Source organism: Pseudomonas sp. BF-B-26 (assembly GCF_019956495.1).
Lineage (GTDB): Bacteria > Pseudomonadota > Gammaproteobacteria > Pseudomonadales > Pseudomonadaceae > Aquipseudomonas.
Window position 1 is genome coordinate 1 of record NZ_JAHBDP010000007.1, and the last position, 13,659, is coordinate 13,659.

The following is a 13,659-nucleotide window of genomic DNA, read 5'->3' on the forward strand; positions in this document are numbered from 1 at the left end:
AGACAGACCCACCCCCCAGCAAATACAACCCGGCAAAGAACAGCGCCATGGCCGTAGCCCGCAAGCGCGGCTCGACTACGTCCTGAATGGCGGTGTAAACGCACGTGTAGAAGTTGTAGGCAAACAACCAGCCCACACTGAACACCGCTACAAACACGCCGATCTCGATCCGCCCGGAATGCAGCGCCCACGCCGTGCACACCGTCGAGATGATCAAGCTGAACGCGGCAAACAGCAGTCGCCCATTGGCCACCCGCTGGTGAATCTTGTCCGCGACCCAACCGCCCAGTGTCAGGCCGAACAAACCGGTCACGCCGACGATCACCCCGGTCGCCACCGCCGCTTCCTGTAATGGCATCAGGAAATAGCGCTGCAGCATCGGCACCAGAAATGAGTTGCAGGCATACGTGGCGAAGTTGAAGCACAGCCCCGCCATCACCAGCCACAGGAAAGTCGGCACCGCCAACACCCGACGGATTGGCCGGTCTACGCGCTCCTGAGAAACCTGCACACTCTCTGCGGCGCCGCGTTTCGGCTCTTTGATAAAGAACATGAAGATCGCCAGGATCAGCCCCGGCACTGCCGCGATAAAGAACGGCGCGCGCCAGCTGTCGAACGCCTTGACCATCGCGCCGATGGTGAAGAACGCTAACAGCAGTCCCAACGGCAGCCCCAGCATGAAGATACCCATCGCCCGCGCCCGGCGGTGGGCCGGGAACAGGTCGCCGATCAGCGAGTTGGCGGCCGGTGCGTAACTGGCTTCACCGATGCCGATGCCCATGCGCACGATCAGGAACGCCCAGAAACTCCCCACCAGTCCGTTGACCGCCGTCAGCCCGCTCCACGCCGCCAGGCCCCAGCCCATCAATTTGCTGCGCGAACCGGTATCGGCCATCCGCCCCAGAGGCAGGCCGGCAATGGCATAAACGAGGGTGAATGCGGTACCGATGATCCCCAGCTGAAAGTCGCTGAGGTGCCATTCCATGCGGATCGGTTCGATGATGATGGCCGGAATGGTGCGATCGAAGAAGTTGAACAGGTTGGCCAGGAACAGCAGGAACAGAATGCGCCAGGCATTCGCCGCTTGGGTCGAGTTCTGCATGGGTCCGTCTCTTTTATTGTTATTGGGGCTTCACTGCCAGCGCATCCGAGCCCGGAACCTGCAATCTAGTCAGGCCCGCCATAGCTGTCTGTCATTATTTGTAAAGCTGATATCCGCCCATGGAAGATGTCGCAGCTGATACACCATTTATCTCCAAACGCTCTAACGCTCATTCCAAAATGGTTAGGGCCAACGTGCCACTATCGTTTGCACTCTAAACACGCCTTCTATACTCCAATGCATTCGCCAGCGTTCATGGCGCCAGCCAGGATGACAATGGGGCATGCTATGGAGTGGCTTGGGTTGCATTTCATTACCGAGCTGACGGAGAACGGCCAGGTAATACTCAACTGCACACTTGACCCTTTTCTGGTTCTGCTGGCCTATTTGGTCGCCGGTGTCGGTAGCTTTGCCACATTGGACATGGCCGAACGGGTCGGTCACGTGGAAAAACCCGCCTCGCAGCGGCTCTGGCGCTGGGTCGGTGCCAGTTGCCTGGCGGGGGGGATCTGGGCCATGCAGTTCATCGGCATGCTGGCATTCAAGGCGCCGATCGACATTCAATATGACTTGCCCATCACTCTCCTTTCTCTGTTGATCGCCCTGCTCGCCTCGTGGCTGGCCATGCATGCTCTCAGCCATCCCCGCCTGAGTTTTTGGCAATATCTCCAGGCGTCGATCTGCATTGGCCTGGGCATCGCCACCATGCATTACGTGGGCATGACCGCCATGCGTTCGAGTGCGATGGCCTATTACCAACCCACGCTGTTCGCCCTCTCCATTGTGTTCGCCATCGGTGCCAGCCTTGCAGCCCTGCTGATATCAAGTCATCTGCGCGACGGCACCGGACTGTTCCATCAACTGCTCAAATACAGCGCCAGCCTGGTGCTCGGCGCAGGCATTATCAGCATGCACGTCACCGCCATGGCCGCCTTCAATCTGGTGCTGCCCGCTGACAGCCTCCAGCCGCTGCCCGGCGCAAACAATCATCTGCAACTGGGTCTGACGGTGGCGGTCATGACGCTGCTGATCATCGGCAGCAGCATCAGCGCGGCGCTGGCGGACAAGAAGCTGCAAAACAAGGAGCACGACCTGCAACGGGTCAACGCCCTGCTCAGTCAACTGGACCAGGCGAGGATGTCGTTACAACAAGTGGCGCACTACGACCCACTGACCAACCTGATCAACCGCCGTGGCTTCAACCAGATTTTTGCCGAGAAACTCATCGAGAAAACCAACGAAGGCGGCATGCTGGCGGTGCTGTTCCTGGACATCGACCATTTCAAGCGGATCAACGACAGCCTCGGCCATGATGCCGGCGACGAATTGCTCAAAGTCCTGGCCAGCCACATAAAGTGCTCGGTGCGCAGCCACGAAGATGTCGTTGCGCGCTTCGGAGGCGACGAGTTTTGCATCCTCATCAGCCTGCATGATCATGATGAAGCGCGGCACATGGCCCAACGCATCATGGCGAAAATGAAGGAGCCCATCGAGCTGTCCGGGCGGCGCATGGTTATGACCACCAGTATCGGTATCAGCGTGTTTCCGGAAGATGGCAAGACCTGTGAAGAGTTGCTGAAAAACGCTGATCTGGCGCTGTATCAGTCCAAGGACAGCGGGCGCAATGGCCTGAATTTTTTCAGCGAAAACCTGAAAACCCGCGCGACGCTGGAACTGCAACTGGAAGAAGAGCTGCGCCACGCCCTGCGCGAAAACACCGGGCTGATGCTCTATTACCAACCGATCTATGACCTGAAAACCGCTCAGGTCAGCAAACTTGAAGCGCTGGTCCGCTGGCAACATCCGGTTCACGGACTGCTGGCACCGGACCGGTTCATTGCCATCGCCGAGGCCAACGGCCTGATCGCCGAACTGGACAACTGGGTCCTGCGCAAAGCCTGTGAGGACCTGGGCGAGTTGTCGCGCCAGGGTTGCGAAGAACTCCACATCGCCGTGAACTGCTCGCCCCTGAACCTGGCGCGCGAATCATTGGCCGATGAAATCGAACACGCGCTGCGGGTCGCCGGAGTGGCGCCGCAGCGGCTGGAACTGGAAGTAACGGAAAATGCGCTGATGGGCAACATCGCCGATACGCTGGTGTTGCTGCGCCAGATTCGTGCCCTCGGCGTGTCGCTGTCGATTGATGACTTCGGCACCGGTTACTCATCACTGGCCTATCTCAAACGACTGCCACTCAACACGCTGAAGATCGACCGTTCGTTCATCCAGGACATCCCCAAGGCCACCCAGGACATGGAAATCGTTCAAGCGATCATCGTCATGGCCCACACGCTGCATTTGCAGGTGGTGACCGAAGGCGTCGAAACCCTTGAGCAATACGAGTTTCTGGAGCGTAACGGCTGCGACTTCGTGCAGGGCTACCTGCTCAGTCGTCCAATACCGCTGGCGCAGTTGCGTCCGGTGCTGAGCGAAATCAACCAGCGCAAGCACCTGCACACTGTCAGCCCTTTGAGTCTGGCTCGCGGTACAACTGCACTAGCGTCGACGGATCTTTTTCCAGGAATCCCTGGCTCCCATGCAGTCGCATCAATTGTGCGGCCAGTCCACTGATCGGCGTGGCCGAGCTTTGCTCACGGGAAAACTTCACCGCGGTATCGAGGTCCTTGAGCAGCGTGCGCACATGCCATTTCACCGGTTCGAAACGGCTTTCGGCCATTTGCGGACCGAGGATCTGCAAGGGCTTTGAATCGGCAAACCCGCCTGCCAGCGCCTCGGCGATCAGACTGGCCTGCACCCCGGAACGCTCGGCCAACGCCACGACTTCGGCGATCACCAGCGCGTTGCAGGCGACGATCATCTGATTGCAGGCCTTGGTCACCTGCCCCGCTCCGACGGCGCCCATGTGGGTCACGCGCTGACCAAGGTTCAACAACACAGGCCTGACGCGCTCAAGATCCGCCGTTTCACCGCCCACCATGATCGCCAGGCTGCCAGCCTCGGCGCCGACCACTCCGCCGGACACCGGTGCATCCAGCCAGCTCATGCCGGCCTGGCCGACCAGCGCTGTCGCCATTTCCCGCGTCGCGGTAGGTTCCAGGCTGGAAAAGTCCACCAGCAATTGACCGCTTTTCGCACCTTGCGCAATCCCTGCCGCACCAAACACCACCTCACGAACCACCGACGTGTCCGCCAGGCACAACATCACCACGTCGGCGTGCTGACACAGCTCAGCCGGCGTGGCGACCTGTCGTGCACCGGCCTCGACCAGCGGCGCGCACTTGGCTGGATTGCGGTTCCACACCGTCAGCGGGTAACCCGCTGCCAACAGGCGCTGGCACATTGGCAAGCCCATCAGGCCGACCCCGGCAAACCCGAGTGAAGGTAACGCTGCCATCATTTGGCCTCCTTTTGATTAAAGATCGTCGAATATTGGCCGATTCATCATGACTTAGGAAAGGATTCCCCCGAGCGATGCTCAGGCCAAGGCCCTGACGCTTGGGCCAAATACGCGCTGAAAAAAAACGCGAGATCCCATCCGTGATGGTTCGACGACACCTTGTCGCCCAACCAACCAGTCCAGGCACATGGCGCACAATGACTTCTAAAAACAATCCGGCCGCTGCGATATCCGATCTGACGCTGAGCCCGGCGGCAAACAGCCCCGCACCGTCAAAGCCATTGACACCATCGCGCCCGTTGGCGACTCAGCAATACCTGTACTTCACCGAGACCAATACCGATCGTATCCTCGATAATCTCGACGGTCTGCGTGACATGGTGTTCCCGCGTCCACCGCATCTGGAAGGCGACAGCGAACATCACAGCGATCAGGAATTCCCGTCGGTGTGCCTGATCGGCCTGGGTCGCTGCGGTTCGAACATCGCGCTGGACGTCGCGGAGCTGGTGTACAACGCCCGTAAGTTCTACCTCAACGAATTCAATAACGAAGATCGCCTGTCGCCGGACAAACGTTTCGCCGAAAAGGGCTACAGCCCGGCACAGTGGATTCGCAACAACCTGCGCCTGGGGCCGAACAAGGCCACCAAACCGGTGTTCCTGGTAGAACCCCTGGTCATGCTCGGCGACCTGGACAAAGACATCGCCGGCCGCATCCGTTTCTCGCGCAAGGGCGAAAAAAGCGGCTTCCTGCGCGACTACAGCAAAATGAAAATCATGGACTTGTCGGAAGTCCACGCCGGTGGCGCCGGTAACGCGCCGATCCTCGGTCAGTACCTGGCCAAGATCATCCTGAACAAGGACACCCAGCGTTTCTCCAGCCCTGACTGGAAGATGATTCACTCGTACCTGATCGACAGCTGCGGGATCAAGGCCAACCAATCGCGCCTGTATTTCTCGATTTTCAGCGCCGGTGGCGGTACCGGTTCGGGCATGGCCTCGGAATTCGGCCTGGCCCAGCAGCACTCGTACATGAACAAGACGTTCGACACCAAGCCGATGGACGAGCACGACGGCAAGAGCGGTCATTCCTTCGTCTTCGAGCCGATCTTCACCAGCGGCATCTGCGTGCTGCCGAACATTTCCGATCACCGCAGCGAAATGTCCGAGGCGCTGCACATCAACGCAGGTCGTCTGCTGTGTAAATACCTGTCGGAAGAGTGGGACTTCTCCTACAACTTCGCCAACGAAGACAGCAGCGAAGCCAGTGTCATGGGTCGTATCCGCCCATGGAACGCCATGATGCTGATCTCCAACGACATCATGCGTTATGCCGAAGAAAGCGATGACGGCAACATCCAGAACATCGACGTCAACGCGATGGAAAAGCACGCTAACCAATACATCTCACAGCAGATCTTCAACATTCTGACGGCGCAAGCGGTAACCACCGACTACGACCAGAACTATTTCCGTCGGGCTGGCATCGACATTGGCGAAACCATTCGCCTCGACGCCAACGACCTGTTCATGAGCCTGGCCGGCCCCGTAGCGATTGCCTATGCCGAGTCCGTGGTGCCGGAAACGCCGCCGCCGAGCAGCGACAAGTTCAAGGTGTTCGAGAAAGAACCGCAGCGCCTGAACATCGACGACCTGTTCTTCCGCTCCATCGACTTGCCGCACTTCAACAAAGTGACCCAGGCGATCGAAGGCATCAGCCTGTTGCCAATCGAATCCAAGCGCTATCGCGCCTCGCTGGAGCAGTACAAGAATTCGGGGTACGACGCGGCCGCGTTGCACGACCTGCACTTCTTCAAGAACTGCTCGTCGGTGGTCTCGATTGTTTCGCTGCCAAAGGACTACAAGCTGTCCTACATGGACTTGAACCGGTTGAAGACCCACCTCAACAGCCTGTTCCCGAACACCACGCTCAAGCGTTATGCGCTGGTCATCGGCGCCTCGGCCAACTTGTCGCTGACCACCCTGATCGCCAAGAGCCCGTGCCTGTCGGACGACTTCCTGACGCTGATCGTGGCCTTCATCAAGCGTTGCTTCGCGAAAAACCCGTACCGCTTTGACGAGACTCTGGATAACTCGATCCTGGACTTCATCATTAATGAAGAGTTCGACGAGGACCGTATCGACGAGCTGCTGAATGAGTTCGAGAACCCGGCGAAGATCCTCGACACCAATTGGTACGCGATCAAACCGATGTACGAGAAGAAGTACCGCGAGCTGATCAACGACAAAGACAAGTTCGTCTCGATCAATGACATTCGCCTCTCCCGGGATTGCGTGAAGAAGGCGATCAAGTACTTGCGCGAGATTTATCGTCACCGGATTGGCAAGACCAAGGTTATTTCTTTGAATAACCATACGGGCAAGACGGCTTAGTCAGTGATGACCTCTTCGCGAGCAAGCCCGCTCCCACCTTTGACCGCATTCCTTCAGACGAAACGCGATTAAATGTGGGAGCGGGCTTGCTCGCGAAGGCGGACTTACATTCCCCACAAATCCCAACATCCAGAAACAATTAAGCAGCCAATCGGCTGCTCGATAAACTGTTCCCGTTACGTTTACGTCACCGTGATGCTGGCCCGCCTGTGGCCTTTCTCTACGGCAACGTGCCATCACGCTACTCGGCTACACACTTTTGCCCGACAAGGTAGCGCACCAATAGAGTGCGCATCTTCAGCTCGTCGCCCTTTCCTGGATCATAATCCACGGCGAAACGACCACTGCCCACAGCTCCGGATCGCGTTCGAAAAGATCCAGCGCCCGCGTTTCAGACAGCTTGGCGAGCTTGTCGGCGGCCAACCAGGCAGCCACTTTCTCGCCTTCGTCGGTCGCGACTGCCTCCGCTGCAGCAATCAAATCCAGACCGGGATCGACCCACAATAGGGCACCCCTGGCGAAGAACGGCTCCAGCTCCTTCCAGGTAATAGATGCGGTTTCACCAAGCAGCTTGGCATAGAGGGTGCTAGGTTCTTGAGTCATGGGTCCTGTCCGGAAAAGAAATCGACGTAATCATAACGTTGGTGGTCTGGCAGAAAAACCCGGATGCAATTGAGTGACCGATTGAAAACAGCAGGAAAGCCAAGGATTGCTGATATTTCAGCTATAACCCCCGCCGCCATTCTGTCTTTTTCTTTCAAAAAAGCGACACCCTCAGGTTTTGCCCCCTGGCGCCAGCTTCCCAGGCTAACAATTGGCGCTCTACACTGTACCGGTACAGTTGCCGGGGGCATTTTCCGGAGGATATCGAAGATATCTGACCCGGTTCTGCTGCTACGGCGCCAGGACTATAAAAACTACAACAGTAAGAGTGGAGCACTATGACTAAGGCTACTAAGCAGATTTCCAAACTGTTTGCCGCTATGGTTCTGGCCGGGGTTGCCAGCCATTCGTTCGCAGCTGACACCATCAAGATCGGCATCGCCGGCCCTAAAACCGGCCCTGTAGCCCAATACGGCGACATGCAGTTCAGTGGCGCCAAAATGGCCATCGAACAGATCAACGCCAAAGGCGGCGTAGACGGCAAGAAACTCGAAGCCGTTGAATACGATGACGCCTGTGATCCAAAACAAGCGGTAGCGGTCGCGAACAAAGTCGTCAACGACGGCGTCAAGTTCGTGGTCGGTCACCTGTGCTCCAGCTCCACTCAACCGGCTTCGGACATTTACGAAGACGAAGGCGTGATCATGATCACCCCGGCTGCCACCAGCCCGGACATCACCAATCGCGGTTACAAAATGATCTTCCGTACTATCGGTCTGGACAGCGCCCAGGGCCCTGCCGCCGGTAACTACATTGCCGACTTCGTAAAACCGAAGATCGTTGCTGTTCTGCACGACAAACAGCAATACGGTGAAGGCATCGCCACCGCCGTGAAGAAAACCCTGGAAGGCAAAAACGTCAAGGTTGCCGTGTTCGAAGGCATCAACGCCGGCGACAAAGACTTCTCTTCGATGATCTCCAAGCTCAAGCAAGCCAACGTCGACTTCGTCTACTACGGCGGCTACCACCCGGAGCTGGGCCTGATCCTGCGTCAAGCCCAGGAAAAAGGCCTGAAAGCCAAGTTCATGGGTCCGGAAGGCGTGGGTAACGACTCCATTTCGCAGATCGCCAAAGACGCTTCCGAAGGTCTGCTGGTGACCCTGCCGAAATCCTTCGACCAGGATCCGGCCAACATCGCCCTGGCTGATGCGTTCAAAGCCAAGAAAGAAGACCCAAGCGGTCCGTTCGTGTTCCCGTCCTACTCGGCTGTTGAAGTCATCGCTGGTGGTATTACTGCTGCCAAGAGCGAAGACCCTGCCAAAGTGGCTGCTGCCATCCACGCAGGTTCCTTCAAAACCCCGACTGGCGACCTGAGCTTCGACGCCAAGGGCGACCTGAAAGACTTCAAATTTGTGGTTTACGAGTGGCACTTCGGCAAACCTAAAACTGAAGCCAAGCCTCAGTAAGGCGTTGCCTGACTGACTGCCAATAAAGCCCACGGCGTGCCGTGGGCTTTGTTTTACGAACGTATTGGGCCGCACTGGCGTGATCCGCCAGTCTCCCCACCTGAAAATCTCAAAACCGTCATCAGCGGTTCGCTGGCAAACCTCGCGTTCGAAGTGGATGCAGATCCACGGGGCTCGAGCGGGAAAATGACTCCACCAGTGAAATGCGTATCAGGTTTTTAGGAGCGCTGTAATGCCTGACATCTATCACTTCTTCCAACAGCTGGTTAATGGTCTGACCATTGGCAGCACGTATGCCCTGATCGCCATCGGCTATACGATGGTTTACGGCATCATTGGAATGATCAACTTCGCCCACGGCGAGGTGTACATGATTGGTTCCTACGTGGCGTTCATCGCCATTGCGGGCCTGTCCATGATGGGACTCGACAGTGTTCCGCTGTTGATGACCGCCGCTTTTCTCGCGACCATTGTCGTGACCAGTGCCTACGGTTATAGCATCGAACGGATCGCCTACCGCCCTCTGCGCGGCAGCAACCGTCTGATCCCGCTGATTTCCGCCATCGGCATGTCGATCTTCCTGCAGAACACGGTTCTGCTGGCGCAAGACTCCAAGGACAAATCCATCCCCAACCTGATCCCCGGTAACTTCTCCATCGGGCCAGGTGGCGCACATGAAGTGCTGATTTCCTACATGCAAATCGTGGTGTTCGTGGTGACCTTTGTCGCCATGCTCGGCCTGACGCTGTTCATCTCCCGCTCTCGCCTGGGTCGCGCCTGCCGCGCCTGTGCCGAAGACATCAAGATGGCCAACCTCTTAGGTATCAACACCAACAACATCATCGCCCTGACCTTCGTCATCGGTGCCGCACTGGCAGCCATCGCGGCGGTATTGCTGAGCATGCAATACGGCGTGATCAACCCGAACGCCGGTTTCCTGGTCGGCCTCAAAGCCTTCACCGCAGCGGTACTGGGCGGTATCGGCAGCATCCCCGGCGCCATGCTCGGCGGGATCGTGCTGGGGGTGGCGGAAGCCTTTGGTGCCGATATCTTCGGCGACCAGTACAAGGACGTTGTGGCGTTCGGCTTACTGGTTCTGGTGTTGTTGTTCCGGCCTACCGGCCTGTTGGGCCGTCCGGAGGTTGAAAAAGTATGACTAGGAATCTTAAACAGGCGTTGTTCAGCGCCTTGCTGGTGTGGGCCGTTGCCTACCCGGTACTCGGTCTGAAACTGACCATCGTCGGCATCAACCTCGAAGTCCACGGCACCAGCACTTCCACCCTGATCACCATCGCCGTGTGCTCGGTGTTGATGTTCCTGCGGGTGTTGTTCGACCAGCAGATCAGCTCGGCCTGGAAATCCTCGCCGAACCTGCCGGTGATGCCGGCCAAGGCCAGTACGTTCCTGACCCTGCCGACCACTCAGCGCTGGATCATCATCGCGTTGATCATCGGTGCGCTGGTCTGGCCGTTCTTCGGTTCCCGCGGTGCGGTGGATATCGCCACGCTGGTGCTGATCTACGTGATGCTCGGCCTGGGCCTGAACATCGTGGTCGGTCTGGCCGGTCTGCTCGACCTCGGTTACGTCGGCTTCTATGCCGTCGGCGCCTACAGCTATGCGCTGCTGTCGCACTACTACGGTCTGAGCTTCTGGATCTGCCTGCCGATCGCCGGGATGATGGCGGCCACCTTCGGCTTCCTGCTCGGTTTCCCGGTGCTGCGTCTGCGCGGTGACTATCTGGCGATCGTGACCCTGGGGTTCGGTGAAATCATCCGTCTGTTCCTGCGTAACCTGACCGGCCTCACGGGGGGTCCGAACGGCATCAGTAACATCGAGAAACCGACGTTCTTCGGCCTGACCTTCGAACGCAAAGCCGCTGAAGGCCTGCAGACCTTCCACGAGTACTTCGGCCTGGAATACAACTCGATCAACAAGGTGATCTTCCTTTACCTCGTTGCGCTGTTGCTGGCGCTGTTTGCCCTGTTCGTGATCAACCGCTTGTTGCGCATGCCGCTGGGCCGTGCCTGGGAAGCGTTGCGTGAAGACGAAATCGCCTGCCGTGCGCTGGGTCTCAATCCTACGGTCATCAAGCTCTCGGCCTTCACCCTCGGTGCGTGCTTCGCCGGTTTTGCCGGCAGCTTCTTCGCCGCGCGTCAGGGCCTGGTGACACCGGAGTCGTTCACCTTCATCGAGTCGGCGACCATCCTCGCCATCGTGGTGCTGGGTGGCATGGGCTCGCAACTGGGCGTCGTACTCGCCGCCACAGTGATGATCCTGTTGCCGGAAATGATGCGTGAGTTCAGTGAATACCGCATGTTGATGTTCGGCGCCTTGATGGTGCTGATGATGATCTGGCGTCCTCAAGGACTGCTGCCCATGCAACGTCCTCACATGGAGCTGCGCAAATGAGCCGCGAGATCCTCAAAGTAGAAAATCTGAGCATGCGCTTCGGCGGCTTGCTGGCGGTCAACGGCGTAGCCCTGAGCGTGAAGGAAAAACAGGTCGTGGCACTGATCGGCCCCAACGGCGCCGGCAAGACCACCGTGTTCAACTGCCTGACCGGTTTCTACCAGCCAAGTGGCGGCAGCATCCTGCTGGACGGCGAGCCGATCCAGGGCCTGCCCGGCCACAAGATCGCCCTCAAAGGCGTGGTGCGCACCTTCCAGAACGTGCGGCTGTTCAAGGACATGACGGCGGTCGAAAACCTCTTGATCGCCCAGCACCGTCACCTGAACACCAACTTCCTGGCCGGTCTGTTCAAGACCCCGTCGTTTCGCAAGAGCGAGCGCGAGGCCATGGAGTTCGCCGAGTTCTGGCTGGACAAGGTCAACCTCAAGGCATTCGCCAACCGTCCTGCCGGCACCCTGGCCTACGGTCAGCAACGTCGTCTGGAAATCGCTCGCTGCATGATGACCCGTCCGCGGATCCTCATGCTCGACGAACCGGCCGCCGGCCTGAACCCGAAGGAAACCGAAGACCTGAAGGCGCTGATCAGCATGTTGCGTGAAGAGCACAATGTCACCGTGCTGCTGATCGAACACGACATGAAACTGGTCATGAGCATTTCCGACCACATCGTCGTGATCAACCAGGGCACACCTCTGGCCGACGGCACGCCGGAACAGATCCGCGACAATCCCGAAGTGATCAAAGCCTACCTGGGGGAAGCGTAAATGCTGCAATTCGAAAACGTTTCCACCTTCTACGGCAAGATCCAGGCCCTGCACAGCGTCAACGTCGAAGTCCGCCAGGGCGAGATCGTGACCCTGATCGGCGCCAACGGTGCCGGCAAATCGACTCTGCTGATGACGCTCTGCGGTTCACCGCAAGCCCACAGTGGCAGCATCCGCTACATGGGTGAGGAATTGGTCGGTCAGAGTTCCTCGCAGATCATGCGCAAGAGCATCGCCGTCGTGCCGGAAGGTCGTCGGGTGTTTGCCCGTCTGACCGTGGAAGAAAACCTCGCCATGGGCGGGTTCTTCACCGACAAGGGCGATTATCAGGAACAGATGGACAAGGTCCTCGGACTTTTCCCACGCCTGAAAGAACGCTTCGCCCAACGCGGCGGCACCATGTCCGGCGGCGAACAGCAAATGCTCGCCATCGGCCGTGCGCTGATGAGCAAACCCAAGCTGTTGCTGCTCGATGAACCTTCATTGGGCCTGGCACCGATCATCATCCAGCAGATCTTCGACATCATCGAACAGCTGCGCAAGGATGGCGTGACGGTGTTTTTGGTGGAGCAGAACGCCAACCAGGCGTTGAAAATTGCCGACCGTGCGTACGTTCTGGAGAACGGCCGGGTGGTGATGACAGGTACCGGGGAAGCATTGCTGACTGACCCGAAAGTGCGTGAAGCGTACCTGGGTGGTTGAGTCTTTGCGGTAAACGAAAAACGGCCTTCGGGCCGTTTTTTTATGCTTGTCATAATGGAAATCTCCCCCGTAGGAGCTGCCGCAGGCTGCGATCTTTTGATCTTGGTTTTCGCCAGGACCACCGAAGATCAAGATCAAAAGATCGCAGCCTTCGGCAGCTCCTACAGGGGATTTTGGGTGTATTGGAGAGCGTGTTTAATCAGTGTCCGTGTTACTTCCTGCAAGCTACATCACCTTGCGTCGTTGCCTACAGCTACGCCAGAATCCGCCGACTTGTGCGTCTTGGGGCCTGCCTCTATCGTTTCCCTGCCACTGCCCATCAGTGGTCGGGTTTAGTCGCTCGGTAGTTCTCCCGGATCGCATAAGTGCCAAAAAGTCAGGTATTCCATCCCTGCACTTGACGGTGGCTGTGTGCAGGGCGCCCTCGGGCGCGCCGATATCCGGGGTTCTCGATCGGTCGACTAACCTGTGCACAGCCGCCACCTTTTCGTTTAGTCGCGAGCGGGTTGCAGCCTCATATAGAGAGAACCCGTAAATGTTCAAGAATTCACCCAATCCCCCGCACAATCCCAGCCCGATGTTTGTCGTCGCGCCCGGTATCGATATGCAAACCCTGCTGGGCCATGCCTGTGAATCACTTGCGTCGGCGAGTGTGATGGCCAGCAATTTCGCCGCTTTCCTGGAAGGTTCGCACCGCAACATGCTGCTCGGCATCCAGCAAAGCATCATGCTGGGCGAACTGGCGGTGAATCGGGCGCTGGATCAAATTGACCAACAAGAATCCTGATCACCAAGATCACCCTGTGGGAGCGGGCTTGCTCGCGAAAGCGGTGTGACATTCAGTATTAATGCTGACTGACAC

General features: G+C 58.0%; 11 protein-coding genes. 8 read left to right on the forward strand and 3 right to left on the reverse strand.

Going from position 1 to position 13,659, the window contains the following annotated elements:
• Window positions 1-1,102, reverse strand: a 1,102-nt coding sequence (locus tag KGB03_RS00460; protein ID WP_223525857.1) for a spinster family MFS transporter, incomplete at its 3' end; no start/stop codon positions are given.
• A 288-nt stretch (window positions 1,103-1,390) separates the two neighbouring features.
• On the opposite strand from KGB03_RS00460, the gene KGB03_RS00465 reads away from it, so the two are divergent.
• On the forward strand, window positions 1,391-3,673 hold the full coding sequence (locus KGB03_RS00465; RefSeq protein ID WP_223525860.1) for a putative bifunctional diguanylate cyclase/phosphodiesterase: 2,283 nt from the start codon (window positions 1,391-1,393) through the stop codon (window positions 3,671-3,673).
• Here KGB03_RS00465 and KGB03_RS00470 read toward each other — a convergent pair.
• A complete protein-coding gene (locus tag KGB03_RS00470) occupies window positions 3,564-4,460 on the reverse strand; it encodes an NAD(P)-dependent oxidoreductase (RefSeq protein ID WP_223525858.1) in 897 nt (298 codons plus the stop codon). The two genes, KGB03_RS00465 and KGB03_RS00470, sit on opposite strands and share 110 nt — an antisense overlap.
• 197 nt (window positions 4,461-4,657) lie before the next feature.
• On the opposite strand from KGB03_RS00470, the gene KGB03_RS00475 reads away from it, so the two are divergent.
• Window positions 4,658-6,853 carry a hypothetical protein gene (locus KGB03_RS00475; protein WP_192406518.1) on the forward strand — a complete coding sequence of 732 codons (2,196 nt, stop codon included), beginning with the start codon at window positions 4,658-4,660 and terminating at the stop codon, window positions 6,851-6,853.
• 297 nt (window positions 6,854-7,150) lie between these two features.
• Here KGB03_RS00475 and KGB03_RS00480 read toward each other — a convergent pair whose 3' ends face one another.
• Complete coding sequence (locus KGB03_RS00480) at window positions 7,151-7,456, reverse strand: DUF2288 domain-containing protein (RefSeq protein WP_223525859.1); 306 nt, start codon at window positions 7,454-7,456, stop codon at window positions 7,151-7,153.
• A gap of 338 nt (window positions 7,457-7,794) precedes the next feature.
• Here KGB03_RS00480 and KGB03_RS00485 point away from each other — a divergent pair, with 338 nt between their 5' ends.
• The 6 genes from KGB03_RS00485 to KGB03_RS00510 all read left to right on the forward strand — a co-directional run bounded on the left by KGB03_RS00485 (window position 7,795) and on the right by KGB03_RS00510 (window position 13,584).
• Window positions 7,795-8,922: a branched-chain amino acid ABC transporter substrate-binding protein gene (locus tag KGB03_RS00485; RefSeq protein WP_218536341.1), complete on the forward strand. Its 1,128-nt coding sequence runs from the start codon at window positions 7,795-7,797 to the stop codon at window positions 8,920-8,922.
• Window positions 8,923-9,154: 232 nt separating this feature from the next.
• Window positions 9,155-10,078, forward strand: a complete 924-nt coding sequence (gene livH / locus KGB03_RS00490) for a high-affinity branched-chain amino acid ABC transporter permease LivH (protein ID WP_008147295.1) — start codon at window positions 9,155-9,157, stop codon at window positions 10,076-10,078.
• The gene (locus KGB03_RS00495; protein WP_218536340.1) at window positions 10,075-11,331 is read left to right on the forward strand and encodes a high-affinity branched-chain amino acid ABC transporter permease LivM; all 1,257 of its coding nucleotides are present in this window, start codon (window positions 10,075-10,077) and stop codon (window positions 11,329-11,331) included. Before livH ends, KGB03_RS00495 begins: the two co-directional genes overlap by 4 nt.
• Window positions 11,328-12,095, forward strand: a complete 768-nt coding sequence (gene livG / locus KGB03_RS00500) for a high-affinity branched-chain amino acid ABC transporter ATP-binding protein LivG (protein ID WP_008147293.1) — start codon at window positions 11,328-11,330, stop codon at window positions 12,093-12,095. Before KGB03_RS00495 ends, livG begins: the two co-directional genes overlap by 4 nt.
• A complete protein-coding gene (locus tag KGB03_RS00505) occupies window positions 12,096-12,797 on the forward strand; it encodes an ABC transporter ATP-binding protein (RefSeq protein ID WP_008147292.1) in 702 nt (233 codons plus the stop codon).
• Window positions 12,798-13,332: 535 nt separating this feature from the next.
• Window positions 13,333-13,584: a DUF6124 family protein gene (locus KGB03_RS00510; protein ID WP_111450938.1), complete on the forward strand. Its 252-nt coding sequence runs from the start codon at window positions 13,333-13,335 to the stop codon at window positions 13,582-13,584.
• Window positions 13,585-13,659 lie beyond the last annotated feature (75 nt).

Coding starts and splice junctions, on each gene's coding strand:
- KGB03_RS00465 (WP_223525860.1), top strand. CDS start 1,391: ATGGAGTGGCTTGGGTTGCATTTCATTACCGAGCTGACGGAGAACGGC.
- KGB03_RS00470 (WP_223525858.1), bottom strand. CDS start 4,460: ATGATGGCAGCGTTACCTTCACTCGGGTTTGCCGGGGTCGGCCTGATG.
- KGB03_RS00475 (WP_192406518.1), top strand. CDS start 4,658: ATGACTTCTAAAAACAATCCGGCCGCTGCGATATCCGATCTGACGCTG.
- KGB03_RS00480 (WP_223525859.1), bottom strand. CDS start 7,456: ATGACTCAAGAACCTAGCACCCTCTATGCCAAGCTGCTTGGTGAAACC.
- KGB03_RS00485 (WP_218536341.1), top strand. CDS start 7,795: ATGACTAAGGCTACTAAGCAGATTTCCAAACTGTTTGCCGCTATGGTT.
- livH (WP_008147295.1), top strand. CDS start 9,155: ATGCCTGACATCTATCACTTCTTCCAACAGCTGGTTAATGGTCTGACC.
- KGB03_RS00495 (WP_218536340.1), top strand. CDS start 10,075: ATGACTAGGAATCTTAAACAGGCGTTGTTCAGCGCCTTGCTGGTGTGG.
- livG (WP_008147293.1), top strand. CDS start 11,328: ATGAGCCGCGAGATCCTCAAAGTAGAAAATCTGAGCATGCGCTTCGGC.
- KGB03_RS00505 (WP_008147292.1), top strand. CDS start 12,096: ATGCTGCAATTCGAAAACGTTTCCACCTTCTACGGCAAGATCCAGGCC.
- KGB03_RS00510 (WP_111450938.1), top strand. CDS start 13,333: ATGTTCAAGAATTCACCCAATCCCCCGCACAATCCCAGCCCGATGTTT.